18 protein-coding genes, 1 other RNA gene and 1 pseudogene are annotated in these 21249 nt (G+C 38.9%); 4 read left to right on the forward strand and 16 right to left on the reverse strand.

The window, feature by feature from the left end; genetic code table 11:
• Nucleotides 1-32: 32 nt before the first annotated feature.
• The 8 genes and pseudogenes from RV04_RS01880 to RV04_RS01915 all read right to left on the reverse strand — a co-directional run bounded on the left by RV04_RS01880 (nucleotide 33) and on the right by RV04_RS01915 (nucleotide 8334).
• Nucleotides 33-1205, reverse strand: a pseudogene (locus RV04_RS01880) (NAD(P)-dependent malic enzyme).
• Nucleotide 1206: 1 nt separating this feature from the next.
• Nucleotides 1207-2574 carry a class II fumarate hydratase gene (gene fumC / locus RV04_RS01885; protein WP_071856777.1) on the reverse strand — a complete coding sequence of 456 codons (1368 nt, stop codon included), beginning with the start codon at nucleotides 2572-2574 and terminating at the stop codon, nucleotides 1207-1209.
• Nucleotides 2575-2714: 140 nt separating this feature from the next.
• Nucleotides 2715-3161 (reverse strand): D-aminoacyl-tRNA deacylase, encoded by a 447-nt coding sequence (gene dtd / locus RV04_RS01890; RefSeq protein WP_071856778.1) that lies wholly within the window; start codon nucleotides 3159-3161, stop codon nucleotides 2715-2717.
• A 31-nt stretch (nucleotides 3162-3192) separates the two neighbouring features.
• Complete coding sequence (locus RV04_RS01895) at nucleotides 3193-5403, reverse strand: RelA/SpoT family protein (RefSeq protein ID WP_071856779.1); 2211 nt, start codon at nucleotides 5401-5403, stop codon at nucleotides 3193-3195.
• 74 nt (nucleotides 5404-5477) lie between these two features.
• Nucleotides 5478-6221 carry a 16S rRNA (uracil(1498)-N(3))-methyltransferase gene (locus tag RV04_RS01900; protein ID WP_071856780.1) on the reverse strand — a complete coding sequence of 248 codons (744 nt, stop codon included), beginning with the start codon at nucleotides 6219-6221 and terminating at the stop codon, nucleotides 5478-5480.
• A gap of 1 nt (nucleotide 6222) precedes the next feature.
• Nucleotides 6223-7170, reverse strand: coding sequence for a 50S ribosomal protein L11 methyltransferase (gene prmA, locus RV04_RS01905; protein ID WP_071856781.1), 948 nt, complete (start codon nucleotides 7168-7170; stop codon nucleotides 6223-6225).
• Nucleotides 7171-7228: 58 nt separating this feature from the next.
• On the reverse strand, nucleotides 7229-7705 hold the full coding sequence (locus RV04_RS01910; protein ID WP_071856782.1) for a DUF3013 family protein: 477 nt from the start codon (nucleotides 7703-7705) through the stop codon (nucleotides 7229-7231).
• 2 nt (nucleotides 7706-7707) lie between these two features.
• Nucleotides 7708-8334, reverse strand: a complete 627-nt coding sequence (locus RV04_RS01915) for a DNA-3-methyladenine glycosylase (RefSeq protein WP_084405490.1) — start codon at nucleotides 8332-8334, stop codon at nucleotides 7708-7710.
• A 234-nt stretch (nucleotides 8335-8568) separates the two neighbouring features.
• Here RV04_RS01915 and RV04_RS01920 point away from each other — a divergent pair, with 234 nt between their 5' ends.
• The gene (locus tag RV04_RS01920; RefSeq protein ID WP_071856783.1) at nucleotides 8569-9849 is read left to right on the forward strand and encodes a replication-associated recombination protein A; all 1281 of its coding nucleotides are present in this window, start codon (nucleotides 8569-8571) and stop codon (nucleotides 9847-9849) included.
• A gap of 20 nt (nucleotides 9850-9869) precedes the next feature.
• Here RV04_RS01920 and RV04_RS01925 read toward each other — a convergent pair whose 3' ends face one another.
• The 3 genes from RV04_RS01925 to RV04_RS01935 all read right to left on the reverse strand — a co-directional run bounded on the left by RV04_RS01925 (nucleotide 9870) and on the right by RV04_RS01935 (nucleotide 15534).
• On the reverse strand, nucleotides 9870-11276 hold the full coding sequence (locus RV04_RS01925) for an MDR family MFS transporter (RefSeq protein WP_071856784.1): 1407 nt from the start codon (nucleotides 11274-11276) through the stop codon (nucleotides 9870-9872).
• A 182-nt stretch (nucleotides 11277-11458) separates the two neighbouring features.
• Nucleotides 11459-11926 (reverse strand): MarR family transcriptional regulator, encoded by a 468-nt coding sequence (locus RV04_RS01930; RefSeq protein WP_071856785.1) that lies wholly within the window; start codon nucleotides 11924-11926, stop codon nucleotides 11459-11461.
• Nucleotides 11927-12012: 86 nt separating this feature from the next.
• Nucleotides 12013-15534, reverse strand: a complete 3522-nt coding sequence (locus RV04_RS01935; protein WP_071856786.1) for a hypothetical protein — start codon at nucleotides 15532-15534, stop codon at nucleotides 12013-12015.
• A 119-nt stretch (nucleotides 15535-15653) separates the two neighbouring features.
• Here RV04_RS01935 and ssrS point away from each other — a divergent pair.
• The 3 genes from ssrS to RV04_RS01950 all read left to right on the forward strand — a co-directional run bounded on the left by ssrS (nucleotide 15654) and on the right by RV04_RS01950 (nucleotide 16729).
• A non-coding RNA gene (gene ssrS, locus RV04_RS01940) (6S RNA) lies at nucleotides 15654-15847 on the forward strand.
• A 65-nt stretch (nucleotides 15848-15912) separates the two neighbouring features.
• Nucleotides 15913-16197 (forward strand): hypothetical protein, encoded by a 285-nt coding sequence (locus tag RV04_RS01945; RefSeq protein ID WP_071856787.1) that lies wholly within the window; start codon nucleotides 15913-15915, stop codon nucleotides 16195-16197.
• A 58-nt stretch (nucleotides 16198-16255) separates the two neighbouring features.
• Nucleotides 16256-16729: a universal stress protein gene (locus RV04_RS01950; protein WP_071856788.1), complete on the forward strand. Its 474-nt coding sequence runs from the start codon at nucleotides 16256-16258 to the stop codon at nucleotides 16727-16729.
• Nucleotides 16730-16828: 99 nt separating this feature from the next.
• On the opposite strand, the gene RV04_RS01955 is transcribed toward RV04_RS01950, so the two are convergent.
• The 5 genes from RV04_RS01955 to rhaD all read right to left on the reverse strand — a co-directional run bounded on the left by RV04_RS01955 (nucleotide 16829) and on the right by rhaD (nucleotide 21176).
• Complete coding sequence (locus RV04_RS01955; protein ID WP_071856789.1) at nucleotides 16829-18271, reverse strand: restriction endonuclease; 1443 nt, start codon at nucleotides 18269-18271, stop codon at nucleotides 16829-16831.
• A 330-nt stretch (nucleotides 18272-18601) separates the two neighbouring features.
• Nucleotides 18602-18769: a hypothetical protein gene (locus RV04_RS13170; protein WP_169818175.1), complete on the reverse strand. Its 168-nt coding sequence runs from the start codon at nucleotides 18767-18769 to the stop codon at nucleotides 18602-18604.
• Between the two features lie 40 nt (nucleotides 18770-18809).
• Nucleotides 18810-19964 carry a lactaldehyde reductase gene (fucO, locus tag RV04_RS01960; RefSeq protein WP_071856790.1) on the reverse strand — a complete coding sequence of 385 codons (1155 nt, stop codon included), beginning with the start codon at nucleotides 19962-19964 and terminating at the stop codon, nucleotides 18810-18812.
• A 70-nt stretch (nucleotides 19965-20034) separates the two neighbouring features.
• Entirely contained in the window at nucleotides 20035-20346 is a 312-nt protein-coding gene (rhaM, locus tag RV04_RS01965) for an L-rhamnose mutarotase (RefSeq protein WP_071856791.1), read from the reverse strand.
• Complete coding sequence (gene rhaD / locus RV04_RS01970) at nucleotides 20343-21176, reverse strand: rhamnulose-1-phosphate aldolase (protein WP_143139477.1); 834 nt, start codon at nucleotides 21174-21176, stop codon at nucleotides 20343-20345. The genes rhaM and rhaD overlap by 4 nt, the downstream gene beginning before the upstream one ends.
• Nucleotides 21177-21249 lie beyond the last annotated feature (73 nt).

The raw sequence follows: 21249 nt of genomic DNA on the forward strand, positions 1-21249 counted from the left end.
CCTCGCTTCTGCTATTGAGACATTTTTGCATTCTAAGCTCTCGTTACCCCATCTTTCCGTGCGGCTTCGGCCACTTTCAACGTAATCTGTTCGACCACACTTTCATCGAAGACTGACGGGATGATATAGTCTGAATTTAGCTCACTATAAGGGACCGTATCTGCAATTGCGTGTGCACAGGCTGCCTTCATCCGAGGAGTTATTTTTTTGGCCTCGGCCGTAAATGCGCCCCTAAAAAGACCAGGAAAAGCTAAAACATTATTGATTTGGTTAGGAAAGTCTGAGCGCCCAGTCCCAACGATATCTGCTCCAGCAGCAATCGCTTCCGGGTACGAAATTTCAGGTTCTGGATTCGCCATTGAAAAAACAATGCTCCCTTCGTTCATAGAAGCAACCATTTTCTTTGTGACAATTTTAGGGGCTGAGACGCCGATAAACACGTCTGCTCCGACAAAAGCTTCGTCCATGGTCCCAGCAAAATCTTTCGGTGAAATCAATTCCAAAATCTCTTTTTCAACAAACGTTGGATTGGTCATTTGCTGATTCAATGCCCCTTCTTTATTAAAAGCAATGATTTCTTTTATTCCTAGCTCAACCAACATTTGAATAATGGCGCTCCCTGCCGCACCAGTTCCTGAAATCACTACTTTTAACGCTTCTGGTTCTTTTTTTACCAATTTCAAGGCATTGATCAAAGCAGCTGTGACTACGATTGCAGTCCCATGTTGATCATCATGAAAGACGGGAATATCCAATGCATCAATCAATGCTCGCTCGATTTCGACACATCAAGGGGCGCTGATATCTTCTAAGTTGATGCCACCAAACGTAGGGGCGATCGCTTTCACGATACTAATGATTGCTTGTGGATCTTTGGTATCCAAACAAATCGGAACCGCATCGATTCCAGCAAATTCTTTAAACAGTAGTGCCTTGCCCTCCATCACAGGCAAAGCAGCGGTAGGGCCGATATCCCCTAAACCAAGAACTGCCGTTCCATCAGTCACTACTGCCACACTATTTCCTTTCCACGTGTAGTCGTAGGCCTTTTTTTGCTCCTCAGCGATTTTCCGACAAGGCTCTGCCACTCCCGGTGTATAAGCCAAAGCTAGATCTTCTTTGGTTTTCACTCGTATTTTACTCGTTACTTCGATTTTTCCACGCCAATTTTCATGGGCCCGCAATGCCTCATCGTAAATCGTCATCTTATTTCTCTCCAATCATTTTTTCCGGCTGAACCCACTGGTCATATTCTGCTTCTGTCACATAGCCCAATGCGAGCGCCGCTATTTTCAATGTCGTCCCTTCATTAAAAGCCTTCTTGGCAATTTCTGCTCCTTTATCATAGCCAATGTGCGGATTCAATGCTGTGACCAGCATCAACGACTGATCGACTAGTTGGTTCATCCGTTCAGTATTGACTATCAGTCCCTTCAAACATTTTTGGTTGAAAGAATGTAGGGCCTCGGTCAGCAAACGAATACTTTGCATCAAATCTAACGCAATCATTGGTAAATAAACATTCAATTCAAAATTTCCTTGCGATGCCGCAATTCCGATGGCAGTATCATTGCCCATGACCTGAACTGCTACCATCGATAAGGCCTCACATTGCGTAGGATTGATTTTTCCTGGCATAATTGAACTACCTGGTTCGTTTGCCGGTAAAGTGATCTCTCCTAATCCGCTACGCGGGCCACTAGCTAGCCAACGAATGTCATTGGCCATTTTCAAACAATTTGCCGCTAATGCTTTTAGGGCACCACTAACAAAAACTACCGCATCTCGATTGGCTAACGCATGGAATTTATTGGTTTCACTGATAAAATGAATGCCTGTTTCTTTTTTTAACGCTTCGATAAAGGCTTCTTCATAAGCCTTTGATGCATTCAAACCTGTCCCAACTGCTGTCCCGCCAATTGCTAGTTGCCGAAGTTCCACCAAACTATGGATCAACATCGTTTCATTATGTTCTAAGGCAGAACGCCAGCCACTGATTTCTTGTGCAAACGTTATGGGTGTCGCATCTTGCAGATGCGTTCGACCAATTTTGATTACTTGACCATTTTGATCCTCTAATTCTTCCAATGTAGCAATCGTTTCATGAATCGCTGGCAAGAGTTCCCTTTCGATTTTCAATGTTCCCGCTAGATGTAGGGCTGTCGGAAACACATCGTTCGAACTTTGTGACAGATTGACATCATCATTTGGGTGGATTACAAGATTTTCACGACTAGCAAGAAAAGCAATCACTTCATTGGCATTCATATTCGTTTGAGTCCCACTACCCGTCTGCCATACAACAAGCGGAAAAGCATCCCATTTCTTTTGTGTCAATAATTGATCTGCAGCTTTTTGGATCGCTTCAGCTTTTGTTCGAGTTAATTTTCCTGTTTGTTGGTTTGCGATCGCAGCCATTTTTTTAACGATAATAAGCGCTTGCAGAAGTTCTTGCGGCATTTTTTCAGTGCCAATTTTAAAATTTTGGCGACTGCGTTCCGTTTGAGCTCCCCACAAAGCAGTTTTAGGTACCTCAATCGCTCCCATCGAATCTCGTTCCGTTCGTGTTTCCATCTAGCATCTCCTTTATTTTCATTATTTAACTTAATTATCGCTTATTTAACACTTAATTAATAGTTTATTTTCTCAAAATGTCCGTTTTTATTATTGATAAAAGAAAAAGGACAAGAGTAATAAAACTCTTGTCCTTTTTGCTATTTATCGTGGGTATCAAAAATAATCGTTACTGGACCATCATTGACTAGCGCCACATCCATATCGCCACCAAATTTACCGGTTTCGACTTTCAAACCAGCTTGACGTAACCCAGCATTGAAGTATTCATACAGCGGAATCGCCGTCTCAGGTCGTGCCGCTTTGATGAAACTTGGTCGATTGCCTTTTCTCGTATCTGCGTATAACGTGAATTGAGAAACACTCAAGACACTGCCCGCAATATCTTGCAATGATTGATTCATTTTACCTTCTTCATCTTCAAAGACTCGCAGTAACGGAATCTTACGAATCAAATAATCTGCATCTGCTTGAGTATCTTCTTCATGAATGCCTAAGAGAATCATAAACCCACGATCGATTTCCCCAATGATTTGTCCATCAATCGTTACACTTGCTTGACTTACTCGTTGTATAACTGCTTTCATCTGAACCTCCTCAGCTTACGCCGAAATCTTTTTATCCTTTTGTTCGCTTAACACTATAAATATCAGGAATAGTTTTGATTTTATCAACAATCGAATAAAGATGACTCAAATTTTGAATTTTCAAAGTCAAATTGATCACGGCTAAACGGTCTTTGGTTGGTTTTGCTTCTACACTAACTAACTTTTTCGTCATGCCACTCACAACATTTAAAACATCATTCAATAAGCCGTTGCGATTGAAACCATAGATTTCTAAATCCGCATCGTATTCCTGAATAGAATTTGACGTATCTTCCCACTCAACATCGATCAAACGTTGTTGGACTTCTTCATCTTGTTTTGTAATATTTGGACAATCTGCTCGATGGATCGAGATACCCCGACCTTTCGTGATATAGCCGACGATGTCATCGCCTGGAACAGGATTACAACAATGACTAATGCGAATCAATAAATTATCGATCCCTTGAATCACAATCCCACCTTCATGGCGAACCTTAATTTTTTCCGGTTCTTTTGGTGTATTGATCATTTCATCAACTGCATCTTGTTGCTTTTGTTTCAATTGTTCGCGACGTTCTTTTTCTGTTAAACGATTGGTAAAAGTCAGCGCACTTAATTCACCAAATCCAATAGCTGCGTATAGATCCTCTTCACTGTGGAAATTCATTTTATCCAATACTTCCGCTAACTTGTCTTTCGTCAAAAATTCTTTTGGCATAAAACCAAGATCGTTCAAACATTTCACAACTGCATCATGGCCTTTAGCAACATTTTCATCGCGGTCTTGTGTTTTGAAGAAGCGTTTGATTTTATTTTTGGCTTTACTTGTTTTGACTAAATTCAACCAGTCGCGACTTGGACCAAATGAATTGGCTGAAGTCATGATTTCAATGATATCGCCATTCTTTAATTTGTAATCCAATTGAACCATCTTACCGTTGACCTTAGCACCGGTTGTTTTGTTTCCGATATCGGTATGAATACTATAGGCAAAGTCTAATGGACCAGAGCCTTTAGGAAGCTCAGTCACATCGCCTTTGGGTGTAAACACATAGACTTTATCACTAAAAATATCCCCTTTGACACTTTCCATAAATTCAGAGGCATCATAGCTTTCATCTTGTAATTCAATGATTTCACGGAACCAATCTAATTGTTTATTATCTTGCGTTGTTTCTGTTTTTTCCGTCTTACCTTCTTTATAGGCCCAATGAGCCGCAACCCCAAATTCAGCGATTTGATGCATTTCATGGGTCCTGATCTGTACTTCGATTGGATTGCCACTAGGACCGATGATCGTAGTATGTAATGATTGATACATATTGGTTTTCGGCATCGCAATATAATCTTTAAAACGACCTGGCATTGGCTTCCATTTTGTATGGATTGCACCTAATACAGCATAACAATCTTTGATTGAATCGACGATGACGCGAATCGCTAATAAATCATAAATTTCATCAAACTGTTTCTTTTGATCACGCATTTTACGATAAATAGAATAGATATGTTTGGGCCGTCCATAAATATCGGCTTCAATCCCTAACTCTTTGGTTGCTACTTTGATCTCATTAACCGACTTTTCAACAAACCCTTCGCGCTCATCTCGCTTACTACGCATCAAATGTACGATACGATAGTACTGTTTAGGATTTAAATAACGTAGTGCTGTATCTTCTAACTCCCACTTGATCCGACTCATCCCTAAACGATCGGCTAAAGGTGCATAAATTTCTAAGGTTTCACGGGCGATCCGTCGTTGCTTATCGTCACGTAAGTATTTCAATGTCCGCATATTATGCAAACGGTCGGCTAATTTCACCATGATGACCCGCAGATCTTGAGCCATTGCTAACAACATTTTGCGATGATTTTCAGCAAGTTGTTCTTCGTGAGATTTATATTTGATTTTCCCTAGTTTAGTCACCCCATCGACTAAGGAAGCCACATCTGCTCCAAATTCTGCTTTTAAATCTTCCAATGTTACGGGTGTGTCTTCAACCACATCATGTAAAAATCCGGTCGCTACTGTATGGGGATCCATATGCAGGTCGGCTAAAATCCCGGCTACTTGAATCGGATGGATAATATACGGTTCGCCTGATTTTCGTACTTGAGGCTTATGGGCTTCGTAAGCAAAATCGTAGGCTTTTTGTACAAACGCCACGTGCTCTTTTCCCATGTATGTACTAACCATCCTGATGACGTCAGGACCAGTTAATTCAACTTCTTTTGCCATGTGACGTTCCTCCTTTTATTTTCTGAAAATGATGGTTCCTATTATACAAACTCTGGTAAGCTTTTTCAATCAAATCAGCGTTGCAACTCGTAATAGAAACTTGCCGCACTTAAAAGATAAAACGGTGCTGTCTCTGTGCGTAGAATTCGCGGACCTAATCCGCAAAGTTTTGCTCCAGCAGTTTGGAATACTTCGATTTCTTTCGGAGTCAAACCACCTTCTGGACCGAAAACGACCAGTAATTTTTGACCCGCTGTTAATTTTTGGAAAGTTTGAACAAGTTGGGCTTGTTCCCCTTGCTTAGCTGATTCCTCATAGGCAATCAGGACAGCATCGTATTCCTCAAATAACCTAATTAGTTCTTTTGCTGAGGCAAAACACACAGTAGGTAAGGCTTGGCGATGAGATTGTTCGGCAGCCTCTTGCGCAATTTTATTTAATCGTTGTTGCTTTTTTTGTTGTTTTTTTGCATCCCATTTGGCAACGGATGTTTCTCCCGGAAAGGCTACAAAATCTGAAGCTCCAAGTTCCGTCCCTTTTTGGACGATCAACTCTAGTTTTTCGCCTTTAGGAAAACCACTAGCAATCGTAATTGCGATCGGCAATTCACGTTGTAAGGCTTCTTTCGCTACCTCTACTAAAAGAACGTGGTCATTATCAATCTCAGTGATTTTCGCTTTGATCGCTACTTGATCATTGAAGACAAGGAACACTTCATTCCCTGCAGTCATTCGCATGACACGTGACATATGATGATGGGGTTCTCCACTAATTTTGATGGCTGATTGATAGGGTTGGTCGATAAAATAGCGTTGCATTTTAAATTTCCTCTGGTTTCTTCAAAATAATCGCAAACCAATCTTTTTGTTGGAAAATACGATCCACTTCAAAGCCCTGAGCAATCATCTTTTCTAGTACTAGTTCTTTTTTATCTTCAATGATCCCAGAAACGATCAATGTACCCTCTTGTTTCAATAAACGCCATGCATCTTCCACCATCAATACGATGATATCCGCTAGAATATTCGCGACAATCACATCGGCTTCTTGTTCAATACCAACTAATAAGTTGTTTGCAGATACATGGATATTTTCAGTATTCTTATTCAAGTCTACATTCTCTTGGGCTGAACGGACAGCGACTTCATCTAAGTCATATGCATAGATCTCTTTGGCACCATAAAGTGAGCTGGCAATACTCAACACTCCCGAACCAGTACCAACATCTAAGACAGTTTCTCCCCCACGCAAGACTGTTTCCAGTGCTTGCAATGTTAAGTTTGTCGTAGGATGTGTCCCCGTTCCGAAAGCCATCCCTGGATCTAACGTAATGATTTTTTCATCAGGATGTTGGGCTTCATATTTTTCCCAGCTAGGAACGATCGTTAAGTAACGCGTTACACGAACGGGATGGTAATATTTCTTCCAAGCAGTAGCCCAGTCACTTTCTTCGACTTCACTAACTTCGATGATGTTTTTACCAATGTTTAAACCAAATTCAGGCAATAATGCAATTCGATCTTTGATAAATGGCAAGATTTCAGGTAAAAAAATCGTTTCTGGAAAATACGCTGCTATGATCGCACCTTCTTTAATGCTCGAAATCGTTTCTTTGTCTAATAACTCACCAAATTGATCTTCTTGATAGTTTTCAAAATCTAAGGCATCTTCAATCGACACACCCGATGCTCCTGCTTCCATCAAAATATTTGAAACAGCTTCGACTGCTTCGCTTTCAGTAGTAACTTTTACTTCATTCCATTTCATAAGGGTTCTCCTTGCTCAGCTTAAAATAATTTTTGTCTTGCTAACATATAGTGATTAATTAATAATTAGGATAAGGTAGATAGCTACTATCGCTGGGCTTGATTGATGCCTTAAAAATTGTATCATCCCAAACCATTTCAAAGACTGCATCCTCACTATCATCCGCTAAGAAGTCTAACAAATCACTTTGACCTTCTTCGATCACATCTCTTAAATAATCCACCACGGCCGTCAGTTCATTTTTCTTCATGCCTTTTTTTCCTTCATAAGGAATGACTGCCAAAAAATCCTCGGCATCATAGTTAGATTTAGCTGGATCCACTAACAAAATCGCATCTTCAAACTCGATAATTTCTTCTTCTGATGCAATTCCATCCACATCATCGATTGCAATTTGTCCTTTGTTTTCACCATAAATTCGAAAAGCAATCTCAAAACTACGATTGCGAACATCCCAATCTAACGCTAATTCGTAATCGGGAATTTTTTGGTTCAAATAACTATCTAAATAAGTGACCATTGTTTCTTTTGCCATGTTTATTTCCTCCAGCCGTTTTCTTCATCAATCAATTTTTTTCTTTGTTTCGTTATGTATGGATTGCCACGAACAACATATCGTAACGGACGTTCTGTCCAAACACCTTTATTTGGAATACCAATCCGTGGTAGTGCATCGATCACTTTAGGAAATCGCCGTTTCTCGGGAACCAAGTGCAATGAACTCGAAAAAATGGATCTGCCATATAATTCTGGTTTGATTCCAAGTGCTTCGACTAGCTTTCCAGGTCCATTAGAAAGTTCAACACCTAGCCTACCATGACGATTCATAATCATTTGATCCAGGCCTTCTACTGGTTCAAACCCTCGGATCATCACTCCTTGTGGGATCCCAACTGGTTGTGTGATCATATTCAAGATCAAATGCGTGTGCATCGTATATAAATAAATCGTCCCTGGCTTTTCATACATCGCTCGAACTCTGGGCGTATCACGCATCCCATAACTGTGGGCTGCTTCATCATCAGGACCTAGATAGGCCTCGCAATCTACGATATAGCCACCTAATTTTCCATTCGGAGTCTCGTGTTCGATATACATTCCTAACAGATATTTCGCAATATTCTCAGTCGTTTCATGATTAAAATACTCAATGATTTGTTCCATTTCATTCACCTTCTCCATGATACACAATAATCCAGTCCCACGCTACGCCCAGCAATCAAAACCCAACAAACATAAGCGAAAAATGATATAATTAGAACATACATTTGCTGATTTCACCATGTATGACTTGTTCAAACAAGCAAATTTTATTGATTTCTTTTGAATCCTTTTTATACATAGAATTATTGAGCAACTATTTTATCACTAATACCAACTAAACCAAGGAGGTCTATGATGCAACAGCCTTTAGCTTACCGTATGCGTCCGCGTAATCTAGACGAAGTAGTCGGTCAACAGCAGCTCGTCGGAAAAGGAAAAATCATCCGCCGAATGGTTGAAGCTCGAATGCTTTCATCGATGATTTTATATGGACCGCCTGGCACCGGTAAAACAAGTATTGCTAGTGCTATTGCTGGTTCTACGAATTACGCTTTTCGCATGTTGAATGCAGCGACAGATACAAAAAAAGATTTGCAGATCGTGGCCGAAGAAGCTAAGATGAGTGGCACCGTCATTTTGTTACTAGATGAAGTTCACCGTTTAGATAAAACCAAACAAGATTTCCTATTGCCACATCTAGAGAGCGGCCGAATCATCATGATTGGTGCGACGACTGAAAATCCTTATATCACGATCAATCCCGCGATTCGCAGTCGGACACAAATTTTCGAAGTAAAGCCACTTGATGAAGAGGATATAATAACGGCCGTCCAAACAGCCTTGAATGATCATGAACGTGGCCTTGGTGAATATCCAGTAGAATTAGATGAAGAAGCGTTGAAACATCTTGCTCGTGCGACCAACGGCGATCTGCGGAGCGCCTTGAATGGGTTAGAATTAGCCACCAAATCAACACCAGTAAATGAATCCGCTCATATTCATTTGACCCTTTCTATTATTGAAGAATGCATTCAACGCAAAGCTTTGACCCACGACAAAGACGGTGATGCGCACTATGATGTGATTTCCGCTTTTCAAAAATCAATTCGTGGGAGTGACGTTAATGCCGCCTTACATTATTTAGCTCGTTTAGTCGAAGCCGGTGATTTACCGATTATCTGTCGCCGTTTGATGGTGATTGGATATGAAGATATTGGACTGGCAAATCCAGCCGCAGCAGCTCGAACAGTTCAAGCTGTCCAAGCTGCTGAAAAATTGGGCTTTCCTGAAGCTCGGATTCCTTTAGCAGATACAGTCGTCGATCTTTGTCTGTCACCAAAATCCAATTCTGCCTACACTGCTTTAGATGCAGCAATCGCTGATATTCGGATGGGCAATGCGGGAGAAGTTCCCGATCATTTACGTGATAGTCATTATAAAGGCGCCCAAGCATTAAAGCGTGGTGTTGGTTATCAATACCCTCATAATTTTGAAAATGCATGGGTCGATCAACAATATTTACCTAATAAAATAAAAAATGCACATTACTATGAACCCAAAGCAACGGGTAAATACGAACAAGCACTTGGACAACAATATCAGCGAATCGCTGAATGGAAAAAACAAAAAAAATAAAGTAAAAAAACACAGGCAACTTATTCGCCTGTGTTTTTTGTTTTATTGGTTAAGAATAAACTTGGGATAAAAATCAGCGCTAAGACAACTACGGATACAAGAAAACCGGCATGATAGGCAACCAATTGATGAGCAATCGTTGGTTGCGCACCTTGTAAGACGGTCGCCACAACCGTAGCAATCATTGCGGAACCAAAGCTTGAGCCCAGATTTTCAATGATATTGATTCCCACACCAGCATCAGGTAATTCTTCATCCTTTAGACCTGTATAAGCATCACTGGTCAACGGTAGATTGATCCCACCAAAACTAGTACCACGAATAAATAGAATCAAGGCAATCCAAGCCATATTTGTAGTGTTCGTTACAAATACTAACGGAATCGTACCAATCAAAGAAATAATCAGGCTGACGATCACAACATATTTAGCACCTAATTTATCGATCATTTTTCCAATCACTGGACGAGTAATTAACATACCAACACCTTGCGGTATCATTGCGATCGCTGCTTCCATTGCCGAAAAATGACGAAAATTTTGGAAAAAGAGCGGTAAGATCAGCATCGGTCCCATAATTGCAATATTCGCAAAAAATAGCCCAATACTGGATGCTTTAAAACTTCGGTGTGAAAAAATCGTTAACGGTAAAACTGTCTCATGCTTTTTAAGCCGGTCATAAAGAATATAGGTGATTAAACAAACGATTCCGACACCGGTCCATAGCAATGACTCACTATTTCTAAACGTAGCATGATCGGCAGCTTTCGTAATACCATAAATTAGTGCTGCGCTCATAATCGATAAGTCAGCAATCCCAAAAACATCTAGTTTACTCTTACGATTAAAGGGCGCAAAATTAGGCAAAGTCCGTGCCATTAATGGTGCGGCTATCAAAATGATAAACACATTAATGAAGAATATCCATCGCCACGAAGCGGCCTGTACAATAAAGCCACCAAGTACAGGACCTAAGATTGGGCCAAAAATCATTGGGGTGCTAACAATCGCCATCACTCGACCCACATTTTCTGGACCTGCTGTTTTGACTAGTAAAGTAGACATTAAGGGAGTAATGATTCCTGCACTAAATCCCTGTAATAATCGAAAGACGATGAAGCTAGTGACATTCCAACTAATCCCGGCAAGAATCGAAGTGATTCCGAATAGGATCACCGCTCCAATAAAAATCTTCTTTCCATTGAAACGATTCATCAACCAACCTGCGATAGGCACAGCGATGGCCATCGCTAACACATAGCCAGTGATCGCCCACTGGATCGTCGCTAAATTGGTTTGAAATGTTTTGGTCAATTGATCGATGGCGATGTTGACCATCGTAGAATCAAGCATCGGGGCAATGGCACCTAAAGCGATCGCCCAAGCTGCCGAAAGTACTTCTTTTGGTAATTTATTTGATTGAGTCATAATGAACTCCTTTCATTTGTTAAAGAATTAATTTATATTTTTTTCGCCTTTTAGATAAATACTAACGTGAAAACAATCGCTGCAGCCAATTGTTTTTTTGTTTCCTAGGAAACTATATAACCTTTTTGTTTCTTTGTCAACAAAAAAATAAAAATAAAAAGAAGTAGCCTTTCGACTACTCCTTAATTGATCTTAATTCCTTGCTCTTTGATTTCTTGATCGAGATGTTGATCATATCGCTCAAGAAATTTCAGAAAACCTTCATATTGCTCATCTGTAATAGGCGCGAAAACTTCTTTATCGCGTTCTGTAAATTCTTCATGTAATTTTTCATGAAGTTTAAAGACCTGTTTGCCTTCTTCCGCTAATCTAAAATAAATTTCTTTTTTATTTTCTGCTTTACGATAACTTTCAATATAATGTTTAGCCAACATTTTTTTCGTTAATTTACTGATTGCTCCACGAGTCATATAAAGAGATTCAGCCATTTTCGTTACGTTAGGATCTTCATTTTTACCAATATATTCAATACAATGAACCTCAGAAGCTGTATACTTCGACAAGGCTTGCTCCATTTTCACTTTATTGAGCCAAGCAAGTTTATTAAATACCGCACTGTAACCTTCTAAGACTTCTTCTCTTTTACTCATCTTTTTCTCCTATCTATTTACATAGACTTCTTGTCCTGATACACGCTCCCTCATTTTAGGATATTTTTGTTTCTTTTTCAACAAAGTCATTCAACTTTTGTTGTTAGTACCCAATGAAAGCTGAAGGAATAAGTGCCAATTTTCTGTCGTTCTTTAGCCATTCGTAGAAAAATCCCTGTCTTCGTATCCCATTCACTAAAATCCGTTTCGAATGACCCCTGACCTTCCATTAGTAAAAATTCCTCTTCAAGTGAATAGATCTGTCCTTGCTTTTTGAAAAACAATTCACCTTTCTTATCCGATATAGCCTTTAGTTTAAGCTGCCAGTTTTCTTTTTCTATTCTTGTATCTTTAATCTGTAATTTTCCAACGATTTGTGGATAAAAAATTGTCGTTTGACCAATTGAATGCGTCCCAAAATCAATTTCTGAAGGAACTGCTACTAATTCTAAATTTTCAGTTGTTTGTTGAAAGGATGCTTGGAGTTGGTGGTGATAGCCCGATTCAGGAAACCATCTTTTTTCAATGATTTGTCTTTCTTCACCGTTACTTATTTTCAGTTCTGCCTGCTGGAATTCAACTGATTCCGATTCGACAAAAGTAATGTCTAACGGGAGCAAGCTATTCAGTGGGACAACCACTCGTCCGAACCTACTCGTTCCATTTCCCCAAATAGCTACTGGCAAAGGTTCATTATCCGGTGCTCGGGCGGGTAGATATTTTATTTCTCCATATGGACTTACGACTTGATATTCAAGAATTGTTGCTGCTACTGCATAACTTGTCTGCTCACTGTTATCGCCTGTATAAGAATAGCCAAACTCATCAAATCCAATAAAATTATCTGGTGTCAGCCCTTGTGACTGATCTGTAAAAGTGATAATCGGAAAGCCTGATTGTACGCCGAAGTAAGTTCCAATAATTTCTTGCTGTCTACTAGATGTTAACAATCGCCAAATCAAGTGTGATTCTGTTACTAACTTATTTAAATAGATGTTTTCTGCTCCGGCTGGTGAATGAAGCTCGGCTTCCGTTGCTGCTTTCAATGACCCCGTTTTTAATTGTTCTACTTTGATAATGGCCTCTTTTAATAATTCTACTTCGCCAAATTGATGATACATTTGGGCAAAATTTTCTGATTTTGCCTCGCTTCCATTTAAAATTTTCTGAGCAGTTAATTGATCAGATACAGTTAAATGGGTAAAATTCAGCACTTCGTCTATTTTGGCAGTTCCGATTTTTAGCGCTACTTGATTTTTACTTTTTGCAATCAAATGATTGGTAAAACTAGTTGTATCTGAAGCAATCAATTGCTTGATCGCCTTAGCATCTTTGATATCTACCATTACTTCATGCAATAATTCTCCAGCAAAACTATTTTTTACCATTCCTTGGACCAAAGAAAAATTACCTTGGGGTGTACAAATGTCCAAATAAACTTTTGAACTACTTAAAGTTTTCGTATTTTCTGAACCATCTCCAATGATTTCCATACCCGAAAATTGTTGATCCGTCTCCATGGAAAAAGTAACCTGTTTAGCTGGGCCACCTAAATAATTCTTAGCAGAGGCTGCTTTAGGCCGTCCTGCAATGATTTGCAAGTCATCCGCTAATTCGACTTTTCCTGTCACTCTCAGCTCTATATCACCACTGATCATGCCTTCTTTAGCAACACTTCCAATTATCTTTGTTGGATCATTGCTTTTAAAGAAACGTCCACCACTAATATGTGTTTTGACATCCCCATCAATCATATGATTCGAAACTCTTCCATAGGTTCCCACGATCGTACCTAAAAAGTCACCCCCAACTATTTTTGTCTGGGCAGTTCCAATCATTCGTCGGTCCTTTTCACTCCCTGCAGCGCCAACGTTCTCTAGTTTCCCGCCCGTCATTTCAAACAAACTATCTCCATAAATTCGATAGCAACCGCTGCCAGCACCAAAAATACTCGTAACTTGTCCTCCTCTACAAGTTACTTGGCACTCACCTTCGATAATGCCACTAAAACTACCACCATAGGCATTTTGGACCAATGCTTCATAAATGTCTAAAGTTGTTTTCCCTTGAATATACAACGAAGTTTCTAACGTTTCCTGAGCACTCCCACCACCTGCTGCAACGCTAAAACCGTAGAGAGCACCTAAATAATTTTCGGTTGTTAATATATCCGGATCTTTTCCTACTTTTTGCATATGAAGTCCCCAGCTTTTACTATATGCCAGACTAGCTTCACCTAAACTCAAGTGAACATCGCCTTTGATTACACCCATCGAGCCAGCACCATTGATTGTATTATCCATTCCTAAAACATCGCTCACACAACCACCTAGCACTTGTGTCGTCACATTGCCTACAACTAAAAAATTAGTTTTGCTTTTAGCCAAAGCTAAACGTGATTCTGCTGTTAATTGATCATACTCAATCTCTTCTGCTGTACGTTTTTGTGGATCATTCAAATCAACAGCTGGAAGTAAATTTTCGGAGTTGGTCAGACTGACTTTGGAAATATCTAACCCTCCTGCGCCATCGATTCGTTTAAACGAGCCTGCGTTGGCTTTTCCTGCATAGATTTTATTCGTGATAGAGCCATAAATTGCACCAAGTCTCTGATTTCCACCAATAAAACTTCTTTCTCCTTGATGAAACGCTCTAGAATCAATTGACGTAGTGATTCCTCCATAGATCTCACCAATTTGAGATCCACCTACGAAGCATCCATTGTCAGAAAAACTTCCTTTACCTTCAATTTTATTAGTAATCATTCCTGTGGTGCTCCTCGCCACACCTCCAATAAAATTACCTAAAGTAAAATTTGTGTTGTCAGAAGAGAGTCTATTTTTAATTATGCCGTTCACAGTGACTGCATTCAATTCTGTACCTAAACCTCCACCGTAATACTCCAGTAATCGTCCATCTAAAGAACAGATTTCTGTCGTGATATTGCCGGTAATTTCCCCAGTCGCTGAACCACCGCATAAGCGATCAATCTCACCGATCATAGAAAGAATTTTTATTTGAATATCCCCTGTTAATGCCCCTTTTTCATTTCCCCCATAAATTTCCCAAGTACCACCAGCAACTTGATCAAACAAAAGTACTGGATCTCCTGTTAAATCTCGGTTACCGCCACCATATAAACACGTTTTCCCTAAATGTTGAATATTTTCAAATAATAAGGAATGGCCATTTCCGAATAGTTGCGCAACTTGTAGTGTCAAATTGCTAAAGCTGATAGCTTGCCCCAGAAAACATTGATCCGGCAATCTAAGAATGGCATCTTTCGTTTTCCCTTTAATAGTCAACTTACTTTCAATGCTCATCAAGGTAATCGTATCAAGCGACGGATCTTCCACAACAAAGTCTCTTCCAATAGAAGCTTGGCTTAAATCTAATTCACCGTCTAGTAAAATATCGTATTCTTCGGCTGTTCCGGCTTTATCGATATCCAATAATAATTGTTTGAAACCCTCGACGGTCACTGGATATCGCGCTCCTTGATTCACAGCAGGTATCAGTTCTAACGATTGACTTTGTGCCTCTTGTGGAACAGCTAAAAATAATAAAATATATATAATTGGCAACAAATAAACACTTTTTTTTGACATATTGCCCTCCTTTTTTATACAATATACGTATAGAAGACGAGAACGTTTTTGGTTTCTATAATTTGTAGTAACAAGCCACTTCGTTGCGTCACAATAATCTCTGTGCTATGATTGAGATGGAAGTTCTGTGATGTGCGCATTACCCATTACAGTGTTGACCGAACATTTTTATTGATATCTTGGGATCTGTCTTGTGTCAAAGTTGGTAACAAGCCTTTTCATTTGGTAGTTCAATATTTAGACCATGGAACCCACCTGCTAGACTTTGCGGGATCAATACTACCGGGTTTATAACGGCATCGACGGAATTTCCATTTTTTATGGAATAAAAGCAATTTGCTTCGTGCAAATTGCTTTTTATTGTATTGGAGGAAGAACATGGTTCGTATTTTATTATTTCTATTAGCTTTGATTGTATTATTCTGTAGCTATTATTTAATCAAAAAGCCCACTGGTTTTTTAGTTTTGTTCAGCCAAGATGAACAAGAAGACGCCCGTAGTTTTTTAAAACAATTCGGTTATCTCTATGCTTTACTTGGAACCATCGGAATCGTTATCGGTGTGATCGATCATCGGGCTTATTCAATGATGTATCTGGTTGCTTTGTTAGTGATAGCAGCGATTTTTGCTTTGATGATGGGGGCAAAAACGAAAAAAGGTTAATAGTACCATTTTTTAACGTTTTGTTTTAAAATAAAGGTGTGAAAAGGAGTTGGAAACGATGGAACAAGAATACAGTAAAATCATGGTAGCAGTAGATGGATCTAACGAAGCTGAGTTAGCATTCAAAAAAGCAGTAAACGTGGCAAAACGGAACCAAGCGGAATTATTACTTGCTCATGTTATTGATACACGTGCGTTTCAAACAGTTTCTTCTTTTGATAATGTTTTGGCAGAACAAGCAACCGATATGGCAAAACAAACATTAGATGATTATGAAGCTGAAGCAAAAAAAGCTGGTGTTTCAACAATCTCTAAAGTCATTGAATATGGTTCACCAAAAATTATGATCGCGAAACAAATTCCCGAAGACAATCAAATTGATTTGATCATGTTGGGCGCGACGGGATTAAATGCCGTTGAACGTCTGTTCATTGGTTCTGTCTCAGAATACGTTATTCGTAATGCTTCTTGTGATGTATTGATCGTACGGACGGACTTAGACAATAACGTACCAGTTGAAGAAAAAAAATAAGTTTATCAGAATACTGAAGTACTGAACGTATTCATACTAAAAAAGGAACACAACTATCAAGTAGTTGTGTTCCTTTTGCTTTTTATAATTGCTTGATTGTCAGTTAATAATCAAAGTATTTTCAAGTTCCCTGATTAGCTTTTTGCGATCCCATAAAACGATTTTATGATCTTTCGCTAGTTCGGTTGCTGATTTTGTAAAAGTTGCATTAGTCACTACTAGTCCTTCATGTAAAGATAGTTTCGCTACGCCATCAATTACTTCTTGAATTGCAGTGTCACCTAGTGGAAAACAGATTTGTTTCACTTGGATTCCTAATGAATTCGTTTTGATTGTAGCAATTAAGTCTACTGCGGGAACATCGGTTATGAATTCGATGCCATATCCCAAACTTCTAAAAATACCTGCAATAAATACTTTAAAATCTTCATTACTCATTTGATCGATGTCTTCGATTGTTGTTTTTGGTTTTGATACTTTGCTTAATAAAAGTTGTTCAAATTTTTCTAATTGACGATCGTGTAATATTTTCCCAACTGATCTTTCTACTTTTCTCAAACTAAAAACGTAGTCTTCTTTTTCTAAAAAGGAGGTCATTTCCATCAAGTATAAAGTAAACAATGTGATATTACGCATATCTTCGGGAATAATTTCAGGCATGACCGAATAAACTTCGATATATGCAGCTAAATTTTTAGCAGACTCTCTAAAGGAGGCCCCATGACTTTTATGCCATTCATTAGCACCATGATGTTTTAAGCGACTCCAAAATATTTGGTGCGTGACAAAAGCTGCAGTTGCTTCATCAAGCGCCATTTTTTTCTTAAATAGGCTTTTCAATAATTCAAAGTTTTTGATCGTTTCGTGATACCGATCTTTAAAATGAAGTTCATGCCCTTCATACCCATGTTCTTTTGCATAAGTCATTCGGGTCGCCGTCAAATAATCAATGATGCGAACTGCTTTGAGTTTCTGATCTGCTTTTAATAGACACTCATCTACCAAATATAAAAATTCTAAATCATAAAAAAAGGATTGAGGAACAAATTTCGTAATAAAATTATCTGTATATCGAATAAATAATATGCGGTGCTCTTTTAACAACTCATGATATTTTTTTTGATACTCTGAAATATCTGCCTGAATCGCTTCCTTTTCAATGCTTTGGACATGATTGGACAAACGTTCCCACTGCTTCATATCTGTCAGCTCTAAAACAATCCCATTATAGGTGATTTGAGCACTATTTGATTCTACAAACGTTAAAATTTTTAATTCCATCGCTTCTTCATGAATGACTCTTACATCTTCAAGTAAATTATCAAAAACAATCCAGGCGGCTTTTCCCGCCACAAAAAGAGTTCCAACTTCTGACACTGGGTTTCGACCTTCTAAGTAAATACTATCCGGCTCGTAAAATCGCACTCGCCCAATCTCAAGGGTAGGACAACCTGTCGTTTCTTCCGTAAATCTTTTTTCTTGTTGTTCATTAAACAGTAACTGACTATCATAAAAAGAAGTATTGCTAGTGACCAATTCCATTCCTCTCTTCTAAAAGAATAATTCATCTATTTAATAAATGCTCTTAGCCCATTTTTTCTTACTCAATAAATTCGAATAATATAACACATATACTATCGGGTTTCCTATCTTTTTCTTTCAATTCTTTTATAGTACATTAATATTATTCTAATGTAGTGTACCTGAATCTTTTTTTAAAAGCTATTTGAATGCTGTTGAACAAGCATAAATAATCTAAGGTTGATATATTTTATCTGATAGTTAATTATCAACTTATTTTCTAAAAAAATAAAAAACGGTAAAAGTCTGCTGAAATCAGCACTACCTCTACCGTCTAATAAAATAAAACACTTAAAATTTAAACGTATTGATTACTTCTCCTTGTCGAATAATTTGGCTTACTTTCACGTGAACATGATCCGTTGCATAGCACAGTGCCTCACGATAACTTTTAAATTGTTTTTCTTTTTTATCCCCTTTTATTGTTTCAGTTAAGACTTGATAAACTACCTTTTTCATCTTCTTCTCCTTATAATAAAAGCCGCGCTGCTCCCCAATACTACAACATCGATTTATACAATGCGATAATTTCTTCTAAAGAAACGTCTCTTGGATTTCCTGGGGTACACACATCACGAAAAGCATCTTTAGCAACTTGTTCGACATCTTCTTCTTTCATCCCAAGCTCAGTTAAATTTTGCGGAATACCTACATCGATGCCCAATTGTTTGACGGCATTCACAGCTGCGACACGAACAGCTGATAATGGCATGTCGGCAGCGCCATCGATGCCCATAGCAATTGCGATTTCTCGATATTTTTCGCCAGTGTTTTCTTTATTGAAATCCATGATCAATGGCAATAATGTAGCACACGCCACACCATGTGGCGTGTTGTACCAAGCAGACAACGGATGCGCCATCCCATGGACCAAGCCTAATCCAACATTCGAAAATCCCATACCAGCAATATATTGACCTAGAGCCATTTCTTCGCGCCCTCTTTGATCACCAGCGACTGAATCACGCAATGAATGACTAATGATTTCGATTGCCTTGATGTGTAACATGTCACTCATTTCCCAAGCACCTTTAGTAATAAATCCTTCAATCGCATGGGTCAAAGCGTCCATTCCAGTCGATGCACATAATCCTTTAGGCATTCCCATCATCATATCACTATCGATAAATGCTACGACTGGAATATCATGCGGATCTACACAGACAAATTTACGGTGATTTTCAGTATCAGTGATAACATAATTAATCGTTACTTCCGCGGCTGTTCCAGAAGTCGTTGGCACGGCTAAAATCGGTAATGCTGTTTTTTTGGTTTCAGCGACCCCTTCTAAACTAATGACATCCGAAAACTCCGGATTTTCTATGATAATCCCAATTGCTTTTGCTGTATCGATCGGAGAACCCCCGCCAATAGCGACGATATAATCAGCTTCGGCCTTTTTGCAAGCTTCTACACCAGACTGAACAGCTTGGATAGAAGGATTTGGTACGATTCCATCATAAATTTCATAAGCCAAACCTGCTGCTTTCAAAACATCAATAACTTTGGTAGCTACTTCAAATTTAAGTAAATCTTTGTCCGTGACAACTAATGCTTTTTTGAATCCCCGTTTTTTAGCTTCATTAGCTACTTCGTCGATCGCTCCTTTACCAAAATAAGAAGTTTCATTTAGTAGCATTCTATTTACTGTCATTATTTTATCCTCTTTCCAATTGTGTTTATATTCACAAAAATTGATAAAAGAAACTACGAATAGTTTCTTTTTATAATTCAAATACTTGTTCTAAATCCACGGTTACTGGAGAATTATCCGGATTTGTCTCCATCATATCTGCCATGTAATCCCACCATTTACGATTGATTTCTGTATCTGCTGTCTTGGACCATTTTGCGTCATCTTTTATTTCTAAATAGCCAAAAAGATAATCTGTTTCTGGATCAAAGAAAATAGAGTAACTAATAGCCCCATGATCTTTTAGCATTTCACGCATCTCAGGCCATAATTCATTGTGTCGTTTTGCATATTCTGCTTTTAAGTCAGGATATAATTTCATCCGAACTGCTTTTTTAATCATATACTTGTCACCTGCGCTTCAAAAAACTCTGGATTAGGAGTAATACCAAATTGTTTTGCTAAATCAATAAAGTTTTCATCCGTAATCGTTTGCCGAACACCGCCTTGAGCTTGAACATATGTGTAGATTTGTGCAGCTTTTTCTGCTGTTTCGATCAGACCGAATGTTTCGTCCATTGTACGACCAGCTCCGTAAACACCGTGGAATGACCATAATACCAACCGAGCTGCTTTCATTTTTTCCGCTGTTGCTTGCCCAATCTCATTTGAACCCGGAATCAGCCAAGGCAATACTTGAATCCCTTCTGGAAAAACGACCATACATTCCGTACACATCTCCCAAAGCGTTCGAGTCATTGCTTTAGCGGTTAATTCATGGGTAAAAGTCATTGCTAATAGATGGCTAGCATGACAATGCATCACGATCCGATTTTCTGGGTCTACTTCTAGCCGCGCAATATGGCTCATCAAATGGGCCGGCAATTCACTAGTTGGTACACCCCCGTCTGTATATCCCCATAACAACTCCACGCCATGACCATCTTCTGAAACACGAATCACACCTAAATTATTTGCAGGATCTTGGATGACATTTTTAAAATATTTACCTGAGCCAGTAACGATAAAATACTTTCCTGACAGTGCTGTCCCATCAAAATCCATTGAGATCGTACGTAAAACATTCGTAGTATCAAGATACTCTTGAACAACCTCCTCATCTAATAAATACGAAACATTGCCTCCATTTCTTTCGTCCCAACCTAAGCGATATAAATTGCTTGTCACCTCCACCATTTCTTTTACAAATGGTGCTTCTACGATATTCTTCACGATTGATTCCTCCAAAATTTTCTTTGCAGATTCGTGAAAGAAGCCTTCAATATGAAGACTTGCTAACACGATC

Source organism: Enterococcus hermanniensis, assembly GCF_001885945.1.
GTDB classification, from domain to species: Bacteria; Bacillota; Bacilli; order Lactobacillales; family Enterococcaceae; genus Enterococcus_A; species Enterococcus_A hermanniensis.